The organism is Kocuria sp. (genome assembly GCF_030536815.1).
Classification (GTDB): domain Bacteria; phylum Actinomycetota; class Actinomycetes; order Actinomycetales; family Micrococcaceae; genus Kocuria; species Kocuria gwangalliensis.
On sequence record NZ_JAUNPE010000004.1, the window covers coordinates 13097 to 34252 of the forward strand.

Here is a 21156-nt window from a genome sequence, read left to right on the forward strand (position 1 = left end):
CCCGCCCCGTCTCACCCCGTTTGGCTGCCCGACATCAGCCGCCGTTGACGAGCTGGCTGGCTTCGTCCACGCTCAATGCCGCGGTGCCACCCCAGCCCGGCTGGGATGCGTTCGGGCGGTGCCGATTCTGGTCCACGCGCGCGCCGGGCCCCGCAGCCGCATGCTGCACGAGTGCCCTGGCCACCTCGGCCTCGGAAGCCCCCGGCTCGACCAGCGGCTCGGCCGTTGAGCGGCGTGTCGACCGGCCGCCGACGTCGTTGTGTCGCCGCGAGCGGTCGACGGTGCGTTCCGCCGGGGCCTCCTCCGGCTCCGCGGGTGACGAGCCCGCGTCGGTCGCCCCCGCGGGACGTGTCGCTCCCGTGCTCTGCTCGTCCTCGTGTGCATTGTGGTCGCCGGTCCGGTTGGTCGGTGCGAAGTCCCCGGCGTCCACGCCGGGTACGACGGCTCGCAGTTCGGCGAGTCCGATGGCGCCCAGGCGCAGCACAACGGGCACCTCACCGGTGCAGTCGACAATGGTCGAGGGGAGCCCGCTGGGATTGTCCGCCTCGTGCTCGGCCGTGGGCCGGGCGCCGTCGTCGAGGTAGAGCGCCACACGGTCCCGGAGCATCTCTTGGGCATCCTGGGCCGTGAGTGCCGCCGACATCCCGGTGAGGTTCGCCGAAGACACCGCCATGGGCCCCACGCGTTCGAGCAACTGGCGAGCCACGCGGTCGTCGGGCACCCGCAGCGCCACCGTGCCGTGCGTTTCGCCCAGATCCCACCCCAGGGTCGGCTGGGCCCAGCACACGAGGGTGAGCGCGCCGGGCCAGAAGGTTTCGGCGAGGGTCCGGGCGGCGCCGGAAATCTGGTCGGCGAGACCGGCCATGACACCGGGGTTCGCTATCAGTACGGGTGGTGGCATCTGGCGGGTGCGGCCCTTGGCGCCCAGGAGGGTTTGGACACCGATGGGGGAAAACGCGTCACACCCAATGCCGTACACGGTGTCCGTGGGCATGACGATGCATTCACCGTCCGCCAAGACACGCGCCGCGTGATCGATCGCGGCGCTCATGCCGTCCTGGTCTGCGCACTTGTACGTTGCACTCACGAGCAGCTCCTTAGCTCAATGTCCGGTGCGGATCTGTGGGGTCATCGGCGGCCACCGCGGGGCGGCGCGCTCCCGTGGCGCGGGGCTTGCCCGCGAGATCACGATGCAAATGGATCTCCATGAAACCGCGGGCCGCAAGTTCACGCTCCATGGCCTGCACCTGGGACTCCGCGTGTTCCATGAACACTGCGCCTCCGGGCCGGAGCAGCCGAACGGCTGTGTCCATGGCCGCGCACGGCAATGCCATCCCGTGGCCCGCTCCCCCGTACAGAGCGGTGGGGGGATCGAAGTCCCGGACTTCCGGTGCGGCGGGGATCTCCTCGGGAGGGACGTAGGGCGGGTTGGTCACCACCACGCAGAACGTCCCGGCATTCTCAGGAGAGTAGTCACGGAAGTCGGCTTGCGTGAGGGTGACCTTGGAACCGCGGAGGTTCTGCTGCGCCCAGGCGAATGCTTGGTCCTCCTTCTCGACCGCGGACACGCGCGTGGTGGGATCCTCGGTGGCTATGGCCAGCGCGATGGCGCCGGTGCCCGTTCCCAGATCCACGATGCGCGGGTGGGGCACACCGGCCTCGCGCCACAACCGGGCCTCGTCCAGACTCAGCTGGACCAGTAATTCGGTTTCCGGGCGGGGAACGAAAACTCCCGGCCCCACCGCCAGTTCGAGCTGCCGGAACGGGGCCTTGCCCGTCAAATGCTGCAGGGGAATGCGCGTGGCCCGCTGGGCCACCAGGTCACGGTAACCGGCGGGTTCGGCGGCCCCCAGAATGGCTTTGGCCTCGACCTCTCCCCTGCTCAGCCCCATGAGGTGTGCTGCCAGTAGCACGGCGTCCGTGTCGGGCGAGGCAACGCCCGCCTCCGCAAGCTCACCGCGCGCCCAGCGCAGTGCCTGGGCCAGGGTAGCTCCCACCGGAGGTCAGTCTCGCTTTCCGGCCGGGTCTTGACCGAGCTGTTCCAGCCGGGTCTTCTCGTCGAGCTCGATCGCGGAGTTCACGACCGGTTCGAGGGCGCCGTCCAGAACCTGGTCCAGGTTGTAGGACTTGTACCCCGTGCGGTGATCCGCAATCCGGTTCTCGGGGTAGTTGTAGGTGCGGATGCGTTCGGAACGGTCCACGGTGCGCACCTGGGACTTCCGCACGGCGGCATTATCGGCATCGATCTGCTCTTGCTGATGCGCGAGGATACGTGCCCGCAGCACGCGCATTGCCGCTTCGCGGTTCTGCAGTTGAGACTTCTCGTTCTGCATGGCCACCACGATGCCCGTGGGAAGGTGAGTGATGCGCACAGCGGAGTCCGTGGTGTTCACGGACTGGCCACCGGGACCGGAGGACCGGTAGACATCGATCTTCAGGTCGTTCTGGCTGATCTCGATCTCGTCCGGCTCGTCGACCTCCGGGAACACCAACACGCCGGCGGCGGAGGTGTGCACGCGGCCCTGGGATTCCGTGGCGGGCACGCGCTGCACGCGATGCACGCCGCCTTCATATTTCAGCCGCGCCCAGGCCCCGTGTGCGGGATCGTTGGAGCTGGATTTCACCGCGAGCTGGACATCCTTGTAACCGCCCAACTCGGTGGGCGTGGAGGAGAGCACCTCGGTCTTGAACTTGAGTGACTCCGCGTAACGCATGTACATGCGCAGCAGATCCCCGGCGAACAATGCGGACTCGTCCCCGCCTTCGCCGGCCTTGATCTCCAGGATCACGTTGCGCCCGTCATCCGGGTCCCTGGGGATCAGTTTGCGGCGCAGCGCTTCCTGCGCGGATTCCAATGCGGCCTCGAGCGGTTCGATTTCCGCCGCGAGTTCGGGATCCATGCTGCCGAGCTCGCGGGTCGCCTCCAGATCCTCGGAAAGTTGTTCCACCCGTCGATGGGCTTCCACAATGCCGTTGAGTTCGGAGTACCGCCGGCCCAGCTTGCGGGCCTTACCCGCGTCTGCGTGCACGGCGGGATCCGCCAGTTCGCGCTGCAGCTGAGCGTGCTCATCCAGCAGCGGTTGAACGGGATCGGACATTGAAGGGTCTCCTATCGACGGGTGGAACGGGACAGCGAGGGCTTCTCGCTAGTCCTTTCCGTTGGCCAGCGTGGTCTTCTGGACCTGCAGCAGGAACTCCGTGTTGGACTGCGTGTCACGCAACTTGTTGGTGAGCAGTTCCAGGGCCTGCTGCTGTTCCAGACCGGACAGCACACGGCGCAGCTTCCACATGATCTTGATCTCGTCCGTGGACAGCAAGTTCTCCTCGCGGCGGGTGCCGGAAGAGTTGACGTCCACGGCCGGGAAGATCCGGCGGTCCGCGAGCTGGCGGGACAGGCGCAGTTCCATGTTGCCGGTGCCCTTGAACTCTTCGAAGATGACCTCGTCCATCTTGGAGCCGGTCTCCACGAGAGCGGTGGCCAGGATGGTGAGTGAGCCACCGTTCTCAATATTGCGTGCGGCACCGAAGAACTTCTTGGGCGGGTACAGCGCGGCCGAGTCCACACCACCGGACAGGATGCGTCCGGACGCGGGTGCGGACAGGTTGTAGGCACGGCCCAGGCGGGTCATGGAATCCAGCAGGACAACCACGTCCATACCCATTTCCACCAGACGCTTGGCACGCTCGATGGCCAGTTCGGCCACGGTCGTGTGATCGTCCGCGGGACGGTCGAAGGTCGAGGCAATGACCTCACCCTTGACCGTGCGCTGCATGTCCGTGACCTCTTCGGGGCGCTCGTCCACGAGCACCATCATGAGGTGGACCTCCGGGTTGTTGGTGGTGATCGCGTTGGCAATCGCCTGCAACATGAGGGTCTTACCGGCCTTGGGCGGGGACACGATCAGGCCTCGCTGGCCCTTACCGATCGGAGCCACGAGGTCGACCACTCGGGGGCCGATCTTCTTGGCCTCGGTCTCCAGTCGCAGGCGCTCCTGCGGGTACAGCGGAACCAGCTTGGAGAACTCCACGCGGTCCTTGTTCTCTTCCGGCTTACGTCCGTTGACCGAGGTCAACTGCACGAGCGCCGAGAACTTCTGACGCGAGCTGTTGTGCTGTTCGCCGTCGCGGGGTGCGCGGATGGCACCCACAATGGCGTCGCCCTTGCGCAGGTTGTTCTTCTTGACCTGGGACAAGCTCACGTACACGTCCGACGGGCCGGGCAGGTAGCCGGAGGTGCGGACAAAGGCGTAGTTGTCCAGCACGTCCAGGATACCGGCCACGGGCAGCAGGACATCGTCCTCCGTGGGCTCGGTGTCATCCACCTCGGGGCCGTTGTTGCGATTGCGCCGGTTGCGGCGGTCATTGCGGTCGTTGCGATTGCGGTTGCGGCGGTTTCGGCGCGAGTTGCCGTCACGATCGTTGCCGTCGTTGGTGCGCTCATTGCGATTGCGGTTGCCGCGCTCGTTACGGTCGTTGCCGTCCTGACGGTTCTGACCGTCCTGCGAGGACTCCTTGCGGGGGGAATCCTGCTTGTCCTCGCGGGAGCCGTTGTCCTGGTCGGTGGACCCGGACTTCTCGTTGCGTGAAGCGTTGCCGTCCTTGCGCTCAGCACGATCGTTGCGGTTGGCACGCGAACGCTGGTTGCGGTTGCCGCGGTTGGCGGACTCCTTGGAATCCTCGCCCTGCTCGTTCTGAGCGTTATCGGTTTGCTCGCCCTGGTTCTCCTGGCCGGAGTCCTTGGACTGCTGATCCTGCTTGTCCTGCTGTTCCGCATCCTGGTTGCGGGACCGGTCCCCGCGTCCGGAGGCGGAGGCACGGCGAGAACGGCGGGAGCCGGACTGGCGTTCGTGCTGGCTGGGACGGCTCTCCCCCTGGGACTCATTCTTCTGGTCCTCGCCCTGGTTCGCGGAACCCGAGGCGGCGTCGGCGGGCTTCTCGCCCTGGTCCGAGGCTGCGCTGTCCTGGGATGCGTCCTTGGACGGCGCGGAATCCGACGACGACGCGCGGCGCGTGGACGCCTTGCGTGCGGTTTCCGAGATCTTCTCCTCCACGGCCTTGTCGCGTTCGGCAACGGCACCGCCGCGCTGGTGGGCCTCAATGGCCTCAACGAGCAGTGATTTGCGCATGCGACGCGCGCCGGTGATGCCGAGCTGCGAGGCGAGCGCCTGCAGCTGAGCAAGTTTCAGCCCGGACAAACCAGTGTTCTGGGGCTTGGAATTTTCCGTTCCCTGTTCGGGGGCGGTGGTTTCTGTCACGAAGGTTCCTTCTGACTCGATGGGGGCCGTGGCGATGACATCGCGCACTGACCCGACGTTATTTTGTGGGCCACCAACTGCGGGCCACGTTGAATGCGCGCAGAGTGCGCGCCAGAAAATCAGCAATGAGGTCCTCTGATCCCTGTGATCCACCGGCCGCGGTCACATCACAGGGGTGACCTGGTCATCATGAAAAGGGATCGCACTGAGGTGACGCATTGAAACAACTGTGACGCTCGGTCACGATTGTCGATTCGAATGCGGGACTCCGCTTGAACCGCGTGGGCGAACCCAGGGCCTATTGCGTGGATACGCCCACTTTAGCACCCTCGGCCGGTACGCGTAGCGCCATAACACGCCACGACACGTCCTCGCTGTTGTGGGTGTGCGCCGCGGAGTCCGGATCCGCGATGATGCGCTCGATCGCGGCAACCGCCCGCTCGGCGGCGTCGGCGCCGTTGGCCAGGGTGAGGACCGTGGGCCCGGCGCCGGAGATCACCGCGGCGAATCCGAGGTCGCGCAACTGTGTCATGAGTTCGAAACTCGGTCCCATGGCCTGGGCCCGGAATGGCTGGTGCAGCAAATCGAACGTGGCCGGGAGCAGGTACTCGGGGCGGTTGCTCATGGCCTCGACCAGCAACGCCGCGCGCCCGGCGGTCACCGCGGCGGTGCGGTGGGCCACCGTATCGGGCAGTAGGCCGCGGGCAAGAGAGGTGGCCACCTCGAAGTCCGGGATGGCGACGACCGGGATGATGTCGCGGTGCACGCGCACGGGGACACTGACGTATGTTCCGTCCTGTTCGAAAGAGACGGTGAGACCCCCGTACAGAGTGGGTGCCACGTTGTCCGGGTGCCCTTCCAAGTGCGAGCACACCTGCAGTACGGCGTTCGGATCCAACCGCAGGTCCTTGGCGAGCAATGCGTTGGCGGCCAGTACGCCGGCCACCACGGCGGACGCCGATGAGCCCATGCCGCGCCCGTGCGGGATCCGGTTGTGGGCCTCCAACCGCAGGCCCGGCAGGGAGCCGGCGCCGGCGGCGTCGAAAACCGCTTGCATCGCGCGGACCACCAGATGATCTGCGGTGTGGGGAACGTGTTCCGATCCCTCGCCCGAGAGCTCGAATTCGAGACCGGAATCGATGCGGGTGACCGTGAGCTCGTCGTAGTAGCCCAGAGCCAACCCGAGGGTGTCGAAACCGGGCCCCACGTTGCCCGTGGATCCGGGGACCCGCACCGAAACACTCGTGCCCGGCGCGGCTACGGCCTGTTCGTTCACGACGTCGGTCACTCCAACCCCAGCGCTGCGGCCACGGGGACCACGTCGAAGGGCACGCGCTTGGGTTCCACGGCGCCGGCATCCTCGGCCTCGGCACCCTTGATGGCCCATTGCGGGTCTTTCAGTCCGTGGCCGGTCACGGTGATCACAATGGTCTTGCCGCTGGGCACTTCGCCCGCGCGCTGCTTCTTGAGCACACCGGCGACCCCCGAGGCAGAGCCGGGCTCCACGAACACGCCCTCGCGTGAGGACAGCCACCGGTGGGCTTCGATGATTTGCTCGTCGGTCACGGAGTCGATCAGGCCACCGGATTCATCACGCGCGGCAATGGCGGTGTCCCAGGAGGCGGGGTTGCCGATCCGGATGGCGGTGGCAATCGTCTCGGGCTCGGTGACCGGGTGGCCCAGCACGAGCGGCGCGGCACCGGCGGCCTGGAAACCCCACATGGTGGGCGTGTGCGTGGACACGGGCGCCAACGTCTGGCCGGTGGTCGCCGGGGTCTCGGCGGCGTACTCCTTGTACCCCTTCCAGTACGCCGTGATGTTGCCCGCGTTACCCACCGGCAGAACGTGGATGTCCGGGGCGTCCCCCAGGGTGTCCACCACCTCGAACGCCGCCGTTTTCTGGCCCTCGATGCGATAGGGATTGACCGAGTTCACCAGGAACACGGGGTAGGACTCGGAGAGTTTGCGAGCCACTTCCAGGCAGTTGTCGAAGTTGCCGTCGATCTGGATGATGTCGGCTCCGTGCGCCACGGCCTGGGACATCTTGCCCAGGGAGATCTTGCCCTCGGGAACGAGCACGGCGCAGCGCATGCCCGCTTGCTTGGCGTAGGCAGCGGCGGCGGCGGACGTGTTACCGGTCGAGGCGCACACCACAGCCTCCGCGCCCTCTTCCTTGGCCTTGGTGATGGCCATGGTCATGCCGCGGTCCTTGAAGGAACCGGTGGGGTTCATGCCCTCGAACTTGAGCCACACCGAGCTGCCGGTCAGTTCGGACAGGGCACGAGCCTGAATCAGCGGAGTGCCACCCTCACCCATGGTGATGACCTCGGTGGTCTCGGTGACCGGCAAGCGGTCCTTGTACTCGTTGATGACGCCCTGCCAGACGTGTGCCATACCGGTTCTCCTCGACGCTGTGTGACGGTGGGTGTGGTTTACCCACCCATGGGTGTTCTTGACCGCCCCGCGGGGCGGTGGGCTTATTCGCCGGTCTCCACGGGGATCACCGACAGCACCCCGGCCACCACGGGCAATTCGCGCAATGCGGCCACGGTGTCCATGAGATCACGGTGGCGCCCGGTGTGGGTGACCAGGTGCAGCACCGAAATGGCCTGGTCGTTGGGGTCTTCGGTCTGATGCATGGTGGAGATCGACACCCCGTGGTCCGCGAAGACCTGGGCGATCTGTGCCAGCACACCCAGGCGGTCCTTGACGGTCACGGTGATGGCCATGCGGGTGCTCACGTTGTCCATGGACACGGCGGGCAGCTTGGCGTGGTCGCTCAGCGGGATACCCTCGGCCCCGCGGGCGATCGCGCGTGCGGCCGAGACGAGGTCGCCCAGAACCGCCGACGCCGTGGGCTCGCCTCCTGCGCCCTGCCCGTAGAACATGAGCGAGCCGGCATTCTCGGCTTCGACAAACACAGCGTTGTACGCACCGCGCACTCCCCCGAGCACATGGCTGCGGGGAATCATCACGGGGTTCACCCGCAGGTTCACGCCCTCCTCGGTGCGTTCGCCCACGGACAGCAGCTTGATCACGTAGCCGGCCTCGGCGGCGGTGGCGACGTCCTCCGCGGTCACCGAGGTGATGCCCTGGCAATGGACATCATCCAGGGTGAAGGTCGAATGGAAGGCGAGGGAGGCGAGCACGGCGGCCTTGGCGGCGGCGTCGTGACCCTCCACATCGGCGGTGGGGTCGGCCTCGGCGTAACCCAACTCCTGGGCCTCGGCCAGGGCGTCGTCGAACGCGGCACCCGTGGTGTCCATCTGGTCCAGGATGAAGTTGGTGGTGCCGTTCATGATGCCCAGGAAACGGGTGACGTGGTCCCCGGCGAGCGAATCACGCATGGGGCGAACGATAGGGATGGCCCCGGCCACGGCGGCCTCGTAGGACAGCTGCGAGCCCGACGCCGCCGCGGCGTCGTGGAGCTCACGGCCGTGGGCCGCTATCAGCGCCTTGTTGCCGGTCACCACGGTGGTGCCGGCGTTGAGCGCGCGCAGAATCCGGGTGCGCGCGGGCTCGATGCCGCCGGTCAACTCCACCACGATGTCCGCCGCGTCGATCACGGAGTCCGCATCCGTGGTGAGCAGCTCGCTCGGGATCTCGACGTCGCGCTTGGCGCTCACGTCGCGTACGGCCACGCCCACGAGGTCGAGAATCACACCCGTGCGCATGGCCAGCTCGTCCTTTTCGGCGAGAAGAACGCGGGCCACCTGGGAACCCACGGTTCCGGCTCCCAGCAGGGCAACCTTCAAGTGGGGGCTCGCTTGGTGAGTTGTCGCTGAAGTAGTCATGGCTCCTGTTATTCCTTGGGGGGCTTATTCGGCGCTCGCACCGGTGTCCCGGGCCAGCAAGTCGTTGACGGTTTCGGCTCGGATCAGCTCCTTGACCTGTCCCTGGGCGTCCACACTGATCATTCCGGGTCGGGTGAGCCAGTTGTAGTTGCTGGACAGCGCCCAGCAGTACGCGCCGGTCACGGGCACTACCAGCAGGTCACCGGCCGTGACGTCCGAGGGGAGGTAGACGTCACGCACCACGATGTCGCCGGATTCGCAGTGTTTACCGACCACGCGGCTGAGCACGGGATCCGCATCGGAGACGCGATTGGCGAGCACCGCCGTGTAATCGGCGTCGTAGAGCACGGGGCGGGCGTTGTCGCTCATGCCGCCGTCCACGGACACGTATCGCCGTTGCACACCGGGGCTGACGGTTACGGTCTTCACGGTGCCCACGGTGTAGACGGTGCAACCTGAAGGACCCGCAATGAAACGTCCGGGTTCGAAGGACAGGTGCGGGAGGGGCAACTCGGAGTTCTTCAGCAGGCCGGCCAGGTGCTCGGCGAGATCCTCGGCAATGGACCGTGCGGTGCGCGGTTCGTCCGCGCTCGTGTAGGCCACGCCGTGACCGCCGCCCAGGTCCAGCTCGGGCAGCACCGTGGACCAGCGCTCGGCCACGGTCTGGCGCAAGGCCAGCACGCGTTCGGCGGCTTGGCCGAAACCCTCGGCCGCGAAGATCTGGGAACCGATGTGGCAATGCAGACCGCGTAGGTCCAGGTGTTCGCGCAGGGCCACGCACTGGGCGATGGCCTGCAACGCGGGCGAATCCTGGCCCTCGACCGAGGGGTTCAGCGACAGCCCAAACTTCTGGTCTTCGTGGGCGGTGGCAATGAATTCGTGGGTGGAGGCATGCACACCGGGCGTCACGCGCAACATGATGGGCGCGCGCACCGCCAGCTTCTGGGCAAGATCGGCGACCAGTTGGATTTCCGGCAGGGAATCCACCACGATGCGCCCCACGCCGGTGTCCAGCGCGCGGGTGATCTCCGCGGCCGATTTGTTGTTGCCGTGCAATGCGATCTTGGCGGGGTCCACTCCGGCGCGCAGGGCCACCTCGAGTTCCCCACCGGATGCGGTGTCCACGTTGAGGCCCTCGTCCTGCGCCCACCGCGCCACGTGGGTGTTCAAAAGTGCCTTGGAGGCGTAGTAGACCTCGACATCAAGACCCATGGGTGTGAACGCGTTCTCGAAGGCCTCCCGGAAACCACGGGCCCGCGAACGGAAGGTGTCCTCGGAGACCACGTAGCTGGGTGAACCGTACTTCTGGGCAAGTTCGGCCACGGACACGCCGTCCACGGTGATGCAGCCTTGATCGTCCCGGGCGTACTGGCCGGTGAAGACCTTGGGATCCAGGGCAGCATTGTCCTCGGGCAGGGTCAACCAACCCGGGGCCAAGGGGTGCGCAGTGTCTGTTGAACTCACGAGATCACATCCGTTCCGGCGCGCCGACACCCAGCAGGGTCAGGCCGTTGGCCAGGACCTGCTGCACCGCGTCATTGAGCCATAAGCGAGAGTTGTGTACCGGTTCGACCGGGCCGTCGCCCTGCGGTGCCACGCGGCACACGTCGTACCAGCGGTGGTAGGTGCCGGCCAGTAGTTCCACGTGGCGAGCCACGCGGTGCGGCTCACGCAGCTGCGCTGCCAGGGCCACCACGGAGGGGTACTGTCCCAGCGCGGCCAGCAGGTCCGCCTCGCGTGCGTGATCCAGCAGGGCGGCGTCGAACGTGCTCGTGCCGTCCTCGCTCGAACGACGGACCCCGGCGGCCTGGGCGTTGCGTTGCACCGCGCATGTCCGGGCGTGGGCGTACTGCACGTAGAAGACCGGGTTTTCATTGGAGCGCTTGGTCAGCACGTCCAGGTCAATGTCGATGTTGGAGTCCACCGAGTAGCGGGTCAGGGAGTAGCGTGCGGCGTCCACACCCACGACCTCCACGAGGTCCTCCATGGTCACCACGGTGCCGGCGCGCTTGGACATGCGCACCGCAACGCCCTCGCGGACCAGGTTGACCATTTGACCGATCAGCACCTCAACGCGCTCCGGTGAATCCCCGAGGGCCGCCGCCACTGCCTTCAGACGCGCCACGTAGCCGTGGTGATCGGCACCCAGCATGTAAATGCACAGGTCCGCTCCGCGGCCGCGCTTGTCCTTGAAGTAGGCGATGTCACCGGCGATGTAGGCGGCGTTGCCATCGGACTTAATGACCACCCGATCCTTGTCGTCACCGTAATCGGTGGACCGCAACCACCAGGCGCCGTCCTGGAAGTACATGGCGTCCGAGTCCTTCAGCTGTTCCACCAGCTGCTCGACCTGCCCGCCTTCGAACAGGGAGTTCTCGTGGAAGAAAACATCGAAGTCCACACCGAACTCATGCAGCGAGGACTTGATTTCCTGGAACATCAGCTCCACCCCGGCCGCGCGGAAGACTTCCTGCGGATCCTCGGATTCGAGCGCATCCGGATGCTGCTCGAGCACTCGCTGAGCGATGTCCGCAATGTACTGCCCGCCGTAACCGTCTTCGGGGGCGTTCTCATTGCGGGCACGGGCCAATAGGGAGCGGGCGAAACGGTCGATCTGGGCGCCGTGGTCGTTGAAGTAGTACTCGCGGGTTACCGCAGCGCCCTGCGACTGCAGGATTCGGGCCAGTGAGTCGCCCACCGCGGCCCAGCGGGTGCCACCCAGGTGGATGGGCCCGGTGGGATTGGCGGACACGAATTCCAGGTTGATGGCGGTGCCACCCAGGGTGTCGGAGGTGCCGTAGGACGCGCCCTGCTCGACAATCGACTGCGCGAGCTCGCCCGCCGCGGCGGCGTCGAGCGTGATGTTCAGGAAGCCGGGACCGGCGATGCCCACCGCGGCCACACCCGGAACGGCGCCCAGGCGCTCCACCAGGATCTCGGCGATCTCTCGGGGCTTGCGAGCGAACTTCTTGGACGCCTGCATGGCCACCGTGGTGGCCCAGTCCCCGTGCTCACGATTCTTGGGGCGTTCAACCTTCGCTTCGGGAAGCTCTGCACCGTCCACCAGGGTCAGATCACCGGCGGCTACGGCATCGTGCAGGCATGCGGATACGGCAGCGGAAAGTTCTTCAGGAGTCACCGGACCAGTGTAACGGGACGAACGGCACCCACCGATTCGAGTCGATTCGCCTGCCGTGCCGAACCTGCTAATATCGATCGAGTTGTTCGCGGTTCGACATTTGACCCGCATCAGACAGCCCCCGCCCGCGTAGCTCAGGGGATAGAGCGTCTGCCTCCGGAGCAGAAGGTCGTAGGTTCGATTCCTATCGCGGGCACTTTTTCGTTTAACGACCCCGGTTGCCGCCTCGCGCAGCTCCCCCGCCCCAAGACAGGAAGAAACCCCCGAACCGCTGGTTCGGGGGTTTCTTGGTCAGTCCCGGTCGCCGTGGCGTTGCCGCGTTCGAAGGTGCGGGTTCAGGTCCATGGGGTCGTAGTCGTGGTACATCTCCCCCTCGCCGAACTGTTCGGCCACGTAGTCGTCCTCGGGGTTGTGCACCGGGGCCGAGGTGCGCCGCCGGACCATGCCGATGATGCTCAGCACACCGCCCATCAGCAGTGTGCCGAAACCCACCACGATCGTGGTCACGGCACTGCCGGTCAATGGGACGGATGCGGATTCCGACGCCGCCCGCCCCAGATGCACCAGGGCCGGAGGGAGGGTGAAGATGCACACGAACAGGGCCAGCAGACCCGCCATCGAAATCAATGAGGTGGTGCGCTGGCGCCTGTTCGTGTTCACGGTGACTACGGTTTTCCTTCTTCGGTGACGCGGACTGTTTCTAGCAGCGTAGCGTCATCGAGTGTGGGTTCCCCGCTGACCGTTTGCAGTTTCTGGAACTCCGACAGCAAATCCGCCACGGAGGATCCAGCCTTCTGCTCCTGGTTCAGCTCGAAGAGGATCTTGCCTTCGTGCATCATGATCAACCGGTTGCCCAGGCGCAGCGCCTGTTCCATGTTGTGGGTGACCATGATCGTGGTCAGCTTTTGTTCCGCGACCATGCGTTCGGTCAGTTCCGTGACGTGCTTGGCACGCTGCGGGTCCAACGCGGCCGTGTGCTCGTCCAGAAGCAGGATCTCCGGGGACGAGAACGTGGCCATGAGCAGGGACAGTGCCTGGCGTTGGCCGCCGGACAGCAACCCCACCTTGGCACCCAACCGGTTTTCCAACCCGAGTTCCAACTTGGCCAACTCGTCCCGGAACTGCTGTTTGCGCGGGCGGGTCACACCCATGGACAGCCCCCGGGACTTGCCGCGACGAGACGCAATGGCCATGTTCTGCTCAATGGTTAGATTGGGCGAGGATCCCTTCATGGGGTCTTGGAACACGCGGGATATCCAGTGGGCCTTCTGGTGTTCCCTGAGCTTGGTGACCGGTTCTCCCGAGACCTGAATGCTGCCCGAGTCCGGAATGATGGTCCCGGACACGGTGTTCAGCATGGTGGACTTTCCCGCGCCGTTGGAACCGATCACGGTGACGAAATCCCCCGGTTCCACGGTCAGGCTCACCCCGTCCAGGGCGACACGTTCGTTGACGGTGCCGGCGAAGAACGTTTTGCGCACATCATTGATGGTCAACATGGTTTATCTCCCCTCCCCGGTTCGACCGCCCACGCTCGCGGGTGTCCCGACACCGGGTTCGACGCCGGCCTGGACCTTGCGTGCTTCGCGGTCCTTGCGGCGCGTGTTCCACCGTTTGAAGAACGTCAGCTGCGGGAGCACCAGTGCAATGACCACCAGCACGGCGGAAATCAGCTTCATGTCGGACGGGTTCAGACCCAGTTGCAGGGCCACGGTGATCACCAGTCGATACAGCACGGATCCGAAGATCACGGCCGCGGTGGCAATGATGACCGTGCGCGTCCCGAAGATGCCCTGACCCAGGATCACGGAGGCCAGGCCCACCACGATCAGGCCGATACCCATGCCGATGTCCGCGAAACCCTGGTACTGGGCCACGAGAGCACCGGACAACCCGACCATTCCGTTGGACAGACACAGACCCAGAATTTTCTGGTTGTCCGTGTTCACTCCGAAGGAACGGATCATGTCCGGGTTGTCGCCGGTGGCCTGCATGGCCAGGCCGGCATCCGTGTAGAGGAACCAGTCGAGGAGAACCTTGACCAGCAGCACACCGGCGAGCAACAACAAGACACCCACGAAGGAACCCTGCAAGCCCGCCTCACGGAGCGGGGTGAACACGGTGTCCTCGCGCAGCAACGCGAGGTTGGCTTTACTGTCCATCACCCTGAGATTGATGGAGTACAAGCCGGTCATGGTCAAAATACCCGCCAGCAAGCCGTTGATGTGGGCTTTGGTGTGCAGCAGACCCGTGATGAGGCCCGCGAGCGCGCCGGCGAAGAATCCCGCGATGGTGCCCAGCCAGGGGCTGCCACCACCCAGGATGATCATGGCCGCGGTGGCGGCCCCAGTGGTGAAGGACTGATCCACTGTGAGGTCCGGGAAGTCCAACACACGGAACGTGAGGTAGACGCCCAGGGCCATCACGGCGTAAATCAGGCCGAGCTCGATTCCAGCAATCATGAATGGTTACTCGATTATCCCGTCGGCGGAATCCCGCAGGTCCTGCGGGATCTCGATCCCCATGGCCTTGGCGGCCTTGGCGTTGATGATCAGCTGAGTCTCCTTCTGGGACTCCACGGCCATCTCGGCGGGATCGGCGTCCTCGTCGAGGATACGCAGCGCCATCTCACCGGTCTGCTTTCCGAGCTGCTCGTAGCTGATGCCCTGGGTGGCCAGGCCACCGCGCTCCACGGAATCGCCCTCACCCACGATCAACGGGATCTTCTTGGACTCAGCGGCGCCGACCACTGCTTCGAGACCGGCCACCACCTTGTTGTCGGTGGGCACATAAATGGAATCGGTGTCGAAGGACTCGGCAGCCTGGGCGACCTCCGCGGTGGTCGTCACGGTCTTCTCCTCCACCGTCAGGCCTTCGGCTTGGGCGGCCTTCTTGGCCTCTTCCACCTGAATCTGCGAGTTGGTCTCACCGGAGCTGTAAATGATGCCCACGGACTTGGCGTCCGGCGCGAACTGCTTGATGAGTTTGATCTGGTCCGCAACCGGGTTCATGTCGGTCGTTCCGGTGATATTGGCTCCGGGATTGTCCATGGAGTCCACGAGTCCGGCGTCCACGGGATCGGTGACGGCGGTGAACAGGACGGGCTTGTCGGTCACGGCTTGAGCCAAGGACTGAGCGGTGGGTGTCGCGATACCGAGGATCAAGTCGTTATCGGACGAAGCGAAGTTGGACGCAATGTTGGTCGCGGTGGCCTGGTCGCCGGAGGCGTTCTGCACGTCCAGGGTCAGGTTGTCCCCCTCGGTGTAGCCGCCCTCTTCCAGCGCGGAGACGAAACCCTCGCGGGCGGCGTCGAGTGAGGGGTGTTCCACGAACTGAGCGATCCCCACGGAGATTTTCTGGGGTTCCTCGGACTGGCTGTCCCCGCCGCCCGAACCGCAAGCGGTCAGGACCAGGGCGGAAGCGGCGACCGCGGCGGAAAGCGAAAAAGTGCGCTTCATGATGGTGGGCGTCCTTTCAAGACAAATGATGGTGCCTGGATATTACCTGCCGTTCGGTCAAAAAATGAGACGTGGCACACATTCGACACCGGATCGTGTTCTGACGGGCCCGGACGCGATGAGCCGTGTGCCGTCCGGGGCCCGTAGACTGGGGCGTTGACATGACTGAGTCCAGCACCACGCCCCGCATCGTGTACCCCCAGAACCTTCCGGTCAGCGCGCGCCGTGATGACATCAGCGCTGCCATTCGCGATCACCAGGTGGTAGTGGTCGCCGGTGAGACAGGCTCCGGCAAGACCACCCAGATACCCAAGATGTGCCTGGAACTGGGTCTGGGCGAGAACGGGCTGATCGGCCATACCCAGCCGCGCCGCATCGCCGCGCGCTCGGTGGCCGAACGTATCGCCCATGAGCTGGGTGAGCAGGTCGGGCAGACGGTCGGCTACCAGGTGCGGTTCACGTCCGAGGTGGGCAAGGACTCCCGGGTCAAACTCATGACGGACGGCATTCTGCTGGCCGAAATCAGCCACGATCCGATGCTGCGCCGCTACAACGCGATCATCATTGACGAAGCCCACGAGCGCTCCCTCAACATCGACTTCCTGCTGGGGTACCTGAAGCGGCTGCTCCCGCGCCGCCCGGACCTCAAATTGATCATCACGTCCGCGACCATCGACCCCGAACGGTTCGCGCAACACTTCGCCCGGCCGGACCCCGACGGGGATGAGCAGGAGCCTGCGCCGATCATCGAGGTCTCCGGGCGCACGTATCCGGTGGAGGTCCGCTACCGTCCACTCGCCCAGCCCCGCACCGGAGACGGCGGCGATGACGAGGCGGACACCGGTGACGGTCTCGAGGACGAGGACCGCGATCCCATTGACGCCGTGTGCGATGCCGTGGTGGAACTCGCCGCCGAACCCTCCGGCGACATCCTCATCTTCTTCGCGGGTGAACGCGAGATCCGTGATGCCCAGGACGCACTGGCCAAGGTCATCGACCGGCACCGCTCGCTGGCCGGAACCGAGCTGCTTCCGCTGTTCGGCCGGCTGTCAATGGCCGAGCAGAACCGGGTGTTCGCGCCGTCATCCAAACGCCGGATCGTGCTTGCGACCAACGTGGCGGAGACGTCCCTGACCGTCCCCGGAATCAAGTACGTGATCGATCCGGGCACCGCCAGGATTTCGCGGTACTCCTCGCGCACCAAGGTGCAGCGGCTGCCGATCGAACGGATCTCCCAGGCGTCGGCACGTCAGCGCGCCGGGCGGTGCGGTCGCGTGTCGGACGGCATCTGCCTTCGGTTGTACTCCGAGGAGGACTTCGAGTCCCGCCCCGAATTCACGGACCCTGAGATCCTGCGCACCAACCTGGCTGCGGTCATACTTCAAATGATTTCGGTGGGCGTGGTGCGAGAGCCCTCGGACATCTCCGATTTCCCGTTCGTGCAGAAGCCGGATTCCCGCGCCGTCACGGACGGCGTGGTGCTGTTGCGCGAGTTGGGTGCCCTGCGCTCCGGTGGGCGGGGCGAGCAACGCGAGCGGGCGGCGTCGTCGGGGGCTCGCGAGCGGTCCCGTGGACGACGCCGCCGCGGCAAGCAGAATTCGCCGCTCACCCAGACCGGTCGTGTCCTGGCGGCCCTGCCGGTGGACCCGCGGCTGGGTCGCATGATCGTGGAGGCCAAGCGCCGCGATTGCACGCGCGAGGTCATGGTGCTCGCTGCGGCCCTGACCGTGCAGGATCCGCGCGAACGGCCCCTAGAGCACCGGCAGGCCGCGGACGAGTTCCACAAGCGGTTCAAGGACAAGACCTCCGACTTCCTGTCCTACGCCATGCTGTGGCAGTACATCCAGCAACAGCAGCACGAACTCTCGTCCTCGCAGTTCCGCAAACTATGCAAACGCGAGTTCTTGAACTTTCTGCGCATCCGGGAATGGCAGGACCTCTACGCGCAGCTGCGTCAGATCGGACGCGAAGTGGACATCGATGCCGGGAAGTCGCGCGAGCTGGACGTGGCCGGCAAGCAGGATGTCATCCACCAGAGCCTGCTGTCCGGTCTGCTGAGCCATATCGGTGTGCGCGATGAACGCACCCGCGATTACCGCGGTGCACGCGGCACCAAGTTCGCGATCTTCCCCGGCTCCGCCCTGTTCAAAACCTCCCCGGACTGGGTGGTCTCCGCCGAGCTCGTGGAAACCTCCCGACTGTGGGCGCGCACCAACGCGAGCATCAACCCGGAATGGGTCGAGGAGCTGGCCCCGGATCTGGTGAAGCGCAACTACTCGGAACCGCACTGGTCTCGTTCGCGCGGGGCCGTGATGGCCTACGAGAAGGTCACCCTCTACGGCCTGCCGCTGGTGACCGAGCGGCCCGTGCAGTTTTCCACGGTGGACCCGCAGCTCTCCCGGGAACTGTTCATCCGCCACGCCCTGGTCGAGGGCGACTGGCAGACCCGGCACCGGTTCTACACGCGCAATCAGCAGCGGCTGGAACGCGTGGAGGAACTCGAGAATCGCATGCGCCGCAAGGACCTGCGCGTGGATGACCAGGTGCTCTTCGATTTTTACGACGCCCGCATTCCCGCGGACGTGGTCTCACAACGGCACTTCGACGCGTGGTGGAAGAAGGCCCGCGGCCGCAACGAGCACCTGTTGGACCTGGACCCGGACGCGTTGGTCTCCCCGGAGGTCGCCGAGCTGGACACGCAAGCCTATCCGCGCACCTGGAACGTGGCCTCAGCGGACGGCATCCTTTCCTTGGATCTCGACTACGAGTTCGCCCCCGGTTCGGAGACCGCGGACGGCGTGACCGTGCGTGTTCCCGTGCTGTTCCTGGACCGGCTGGCCCCCGAACCATTCGAATGGCACATCCCCGGCCTGCGCACCGAGCTGGTCACCGCGCTCATCAAATCACTGCCCAAGGCCGTGCGGCGCAATTTCGTGCCCGCCCCGGACATGGCGGCCACCGCGGTGGAGGTGCTTTCGGCGGAGTTCTCCCCAGAATCCGACTCGCTGCTGGAATCCCTGGCCACCGTGCTGCGCCGACTGCGCGGTCACCAGGTGCACGCCACCGACTTCCAGCCGGGCGTTCTCCCGGCTCACCTGCGCATGAACTTCGAGGTGCGCGACGCCCACAACGCGGTACTCGGCGCCGGTGAGGAGCTCACCGAGCTCAAGGAGCGGCTGCGGCCGCAGATCCGCCGCGCGCTGGCCGAGTCGCTGGGCAGCGCGGCCTCCCAGCTCGCGGATTTCGCGCACGCCGACGCCGCCGCGGGTACGTCCGGCGCGCAGCAATCCGGCGCGCGCGGGGCACCGCGTCCGGGGGCGAGGGGACACGATGGGCGCGGCGCGAAGGGTGGAGCGGCGTATTCCGCGCAAAGCCTGGAACGCACGGGACTGACGTCCTGGCCCGACAAGGACCCGCCGCGCTCGGTGCAGACGCAGGTGGCCGGGCAGACCATTACCGGTTACCCCACGCTCATGGTCCGGCGCGAGGATCCCCGCGCGACCAAGGCCGGAAAGGGCTCGCCGCAGGAGCCCACCGTGGACCTGCGGGTCCTCACCCGGCAGGACGAGCAGCGGTCGGCTCAGCGTCACGGCGTTATTGCGTTGTTGGAACGCACTTTGCCCTCGGTGCACCGCTACGTGGTGGACCATCTGAGCCAGCGGGAGCGGTTGATCTTCACACAGAACCCGCACGGCTCCGTGGACGCGCTCATTCGAGACTGCACCGTGGCCGCCATTGATCGCCTGGTGCCGGAGGACCCGCCGTTCACCAGGGCGGAATTCGACGCGTTGGCCGTGCACGTGCGCGCCGAACTCATCGACACGGTGTTTGCGGTGACCGCCCTGGTCACCGAGACACTCGCGGAGGCCACCACCCTGCGCAAGCGGCTCAGGAAGCCGGGCTCACTGGCCGCGGTGCCGGCGTTCAAGGACATGTCCGAGCAGATCGACCGGTTGATGTATCCGGGGTTCGTGGCCGAGACCGGCTGGCACGCGCTGCAGCACCTGCCGCGCTACGTGAAGGCGATCAATGCGCGCCTCGACAAGCTCTCGGGGCACATCCAGCGCGACAGCGTGAACATGGTGCTGGTTCAGGACATCGAGCAGGACTACCGGGGCGCCCGGGCGGCCATTCCCTCGACCGCGCCCGTACCCGAGGCCCTCACGCGTGTGCGGTGGGACCTGGAAGAACTGCGCGTGTCATTGTTCGCGCAGGAACTCGGTACGGCGCGGACGGTATCGGAAAAGCGGGTCCGCAAAGCGCTGCGCGATGTGATGCAGCGCTGACCGAACCCGCCCCGGGGTCCTCCGGCACGGTGCGGGTTCGGCGAGCCGTGGTGCACGGCGGCCTCCGGTGTGGCTACTGCTGAGGCACGTGTGCCTCGTGACCCGCGGCAACCAGTGCGGCGCGGATCGAGCGGGCTGTCTCGTCCATGACCTCGGCGTCCGGGTCCTGGTCCACCTGAGCGAAATCGAATTCCTCGATCGTATTGGTGGGCCACACATGCAGGTGGGCGTGCGGCACCTCGAACCCCTGGATCATGAGCCCCACGCGCCTGGGTGAGAAGACCTCGTCAATGGCTTGGCCGATTGTCTTGCACACGGTCATCAAGTGGCTGGCCAGTTCGTCGGGGAGGTCCAACCAGGCGTCGATCTCCTCGCGAGGCACCACCAGGACATGGCCCTGCGAGAGCGGTGCAATGGACAGGAATCCGGCGCACTGCTCATCCGACCACACGAAGCGGCCGGGCAGTTCGCCCTCGATGATCTTGGTGAAAACGGAGCTCACGGTGATGTCCTTTCGATCGTTCTTCTCGATTGGCTGGGTCGGTCGAGCAGGCTAGACCGACACGGACTCGCGGGGGTCCAGGTGGCGGTATTCGGTGCCGTACATCGTGGCGAACCTGGCCACCTGCTTCTCGACCACGCCGAAGCCGATGTCCGAGAGCAGGGCGTCGTGGATCTGGTACGCGTGGGTGGCGCGGGTAGCGATGATGAAGTCGATGACCTCGGACATCTTGGACCAGGGTGCGTGCAGGGGAACCAACACGGTGGGCACGGTGAGCCCGTGCGGAACGGTGAAGGAATCGCCGGGGTGGAACACGGTGTCGTCGATCACGAACCCCACATTGTCCACCGTGGGAATCAGCGGGTGGATCAGTGCGTGCTGGCCGCCGAAGGTCCTGACCTCGAACGGGCCCAGCGACAGCGTGGCATCCGCGGTGACGGTGTGCAGACGATCCGCGGCCTCCCCCGAGGCCTCCGTGAGTTCGTCGATGACGGAGCGCGGCGCGTAAATGGTCAGCTCGGAGTTTCCCGCGAGCGCGGCGGTCAGTCTTTTGGCATCGTAGTGGTCCGGGTGCACGTGGGTGATGAGCACCAGGTTGGTGCCTTCCAGGGCTTCTTCGACCTCGGAGAAGGATCCCGGGTCGATCACCAATGATGTGCCGTCCTTCTCCAGCCGGACGCACGAGTGTGTGAACTTGGTCAGCAACATGACGTCAGCCTAGC

General features: G+C 65.9%; 16 protein-coding genes and 1 tRNA gene. 2 read left to right on the top strand and 15 right to left on the bottom strand.

Annotated elements, in window-relative coordinates:
- Positions 1–34 precede the first annotated feature (34 nt).
- The 9 genes from Q4E95_RS01120 to argS form a co-directional block, all read right to left on the bottom strand.
- Complete coding sequence (locus Q4E95_RS01120) at positions 35–1087, bottom strand: L-threonylcarbamoyladenylate synthase (RefSeq protein ID WP_303381582.1); 1053 nt, start codon at positions 1085–1087, stop codon at positions 35–37.
- 10 nt (positions 1088–1097) lie between these two features.
- The gene (gene prmC / locus Q4E95_RS01125; protein ID WP_303381583.1) at positions 1098–1997 is read right to left on the bottom strand and encodes a peptide chain release factor N(5)-glutamine methyltransferase; all 900 of its coding nucleotides are present in this window, start codon (positions 1995–1997) and stop codon (positions 1098–1100) included.
- Between the two features lie 6 nt (positions 1998–2003).
- Positions 2004–3098 carry a peptide chain release factor 1 gene (gene prfA, locus Q4E95_RS01130; RefSeq protein ID WP_190780119.1) on the bottom strand — a complete coding sequence of 365 codons (1095 nt, stop codon included), beginning with the start codon at positions 3096–3098 and terminating at the stop codon, positions 2004–2006.
- A 48-nt stretch (positions 3099–3146) separates the two neighbouring features.
- Complete coding sequence (rho, locus tag Q4E95_RS01135) at positions 3147–5255, bottom strand: transcription termination factor Rho (protein WP_303381584.1); 2109 nt, start codon at positions 5253–5255, stop codon at positions 3147–3149.
- 298 nt (positions 5256–5553) lie between these two features.
- Positions 5554–6531, bottom strand: coding sequence for a homoserine kinase (thrB, locus tag Q4E95_RS01140; RefSeq protein ID WP_303381585.1), 978 nt, complete (start codon positions 6529–6531; stop codon positions 5554–5556).
- An 8-nt stretch (positions 6532–6539) separates the two neighbouring features.
- Positions 6540–7649 (bottom strand): threonine synthase, encoded by a 1110-nt coding sequence (thrC, locus tag Q4E95_RS01145; RefSeq protein ID WP_303381586.1) that lies wholly within the window; start codon positions 7647–7649, stop codon positions 6540–6542.
- A gap of 83 nt (positions 7650–7732) precedes the next feature.
- On the bottom strand, positions 7733–9049 hold the full coding sequence (locus Q4E95_RS01150; protein WP_303381587.1) for a homoserine dehydrogenase: 1317 nt from the start codon (positions 9047–9049) through the stop codon (positions 7733–7735).
- A gap of 24 nt (positions 9050–9073) precedes the next feature.
- Positions 9074–10513: a diaminopimelate decarboxylase gene (gene lysA / locus Q4E95_RS01155; RefSeq protein WP_303381588.1), complete on the bottom strand. Its 1440-nt coding sequence runs from the start codon at positions 10511–10513 to the stop codon at positions 9074–9076.
- A gap of 4 nt (positions 10514–10517) precedes the next feature.
- Positions 10518–12188 (bottom strand): arginine--tRNA ligase, encoded by a 1671-nt coding sequence (gene argS / locus Q4E95_RS01160; protein ID WP_303381589.1) that lies wholly within the window; start codon positions 12186–12188, stop codon positions 10518–10520.
- 123 nt (positions 12189–12311) lie between these two features.
- Between argS and Q4E95_RS01165 the strand changes: the two genes are divergently transcribed.
- Positions 12312–12384: transfer RNA gene (locus Q4E95_RS01165), tRNA-Arg, on the top strand.
- Between the two features lie 95 nt (positions 12385–12479).
- Here Q4E95_RS01165 and Q4E95_RS01170 read toward each other — a convergent pair.
- From Q4E95_RS01170 to Q4E95_RS01185, 4 genes are read right to left on the bottom strand one after another with little or no spacing between them, the layout of a single operon-like run.
- Complete coding sequence (locus Q4E95_RS01170; RefSeq protein WP_303381590.1) at positions 12480–12848, bottom strand: hypothetical protein; 369 nt, start codon at positions 12846–12848, stop codon at positions 12480–12482.
- Positions 12849–12853: 5 nt separating this feature from the next.
- Positions 12854–13687: an ABC transporter ATP-binding protein gene (locus tag Q4E95_RS01175; RefSeq protein WP_303381591.1), complete on the bottom strand. Its 834-nt coding sequence runs from the start codon at positions 13685–13687 to the stop codon at positions 12854–12856.
- Between the two features lie 3 nt (positions 13688–13690).
- On the bottom strand, positions 13691–14650 hold the full coding sequence (locus Q4E95_RS01180; RefSeq protein ID WP_303381592.1) for an ABC transporter permease: 960 nt from the start codon (positions 14648–14650) through the stop codon (positions 13691–13693).
- A 6-nt stretch (positions 14651–14656) separates the two neighbouring features.
- Positions 14657–15646, bottom strand: coding sequence for an ABC transporter substrate-binding protein (locus tag Q4E95_RS01185; RefSeq protein WP_303381593.1), 990 nt, complete (start codon positions 15644–15646; stop codon positions 14657–14659).
- A 161-nt stretch (positions 15647–15807) separates the two neighbouring features.
- Between Q4E95_RS01185 and hrpA the strand changes: the two genes are divergently transcribed.
- The gene (hrpA, locus tag Q4E95_RS01190) at positions 15808–19932 is read left to right on the top strand and encodes an ATP-dependent RNA helicase HrpA (protein WP_303381594.1); all 4125 of its coding nucleotides are present in this window, start codon (positions 15808–15810) and stop codon (positions 19930–19932) included.
- Between the two features lie 73 nt (positions 19933–20005).
- On the opposite strand, the gene Q4E95_RS01195 is transcribed toward hrpA, so the two are convergent.
- Together Q4E95_RS01195 and Q4E95_RS01200 are read right to left on the bottom strand one after the other, a co-directional pair.
- Positions 20006–20434, bottom strand: coding sequence for an HIT family protein (locus tag Q4E95_RS01195; protein ID WP_303381595.1), 429 nt, complete (start codon positions 20432–20434; stop codon positions 20006–20008).
- Positions 20435–20485: 51 nt separating this feature from the next.
- On the bottom strand, positions 20486–21142 hold the full coding sequence (locus Q4E95_RS01200) for an MBL fold metallo-hydrolase (protein ID WP_303381596.1): 657 nt from the start codon (positions 21140–21142) through the stop codon (positions 20486–20488).
- Between the last annotated feature and the right edge of the window lie 14 nt (positions 21143–21156).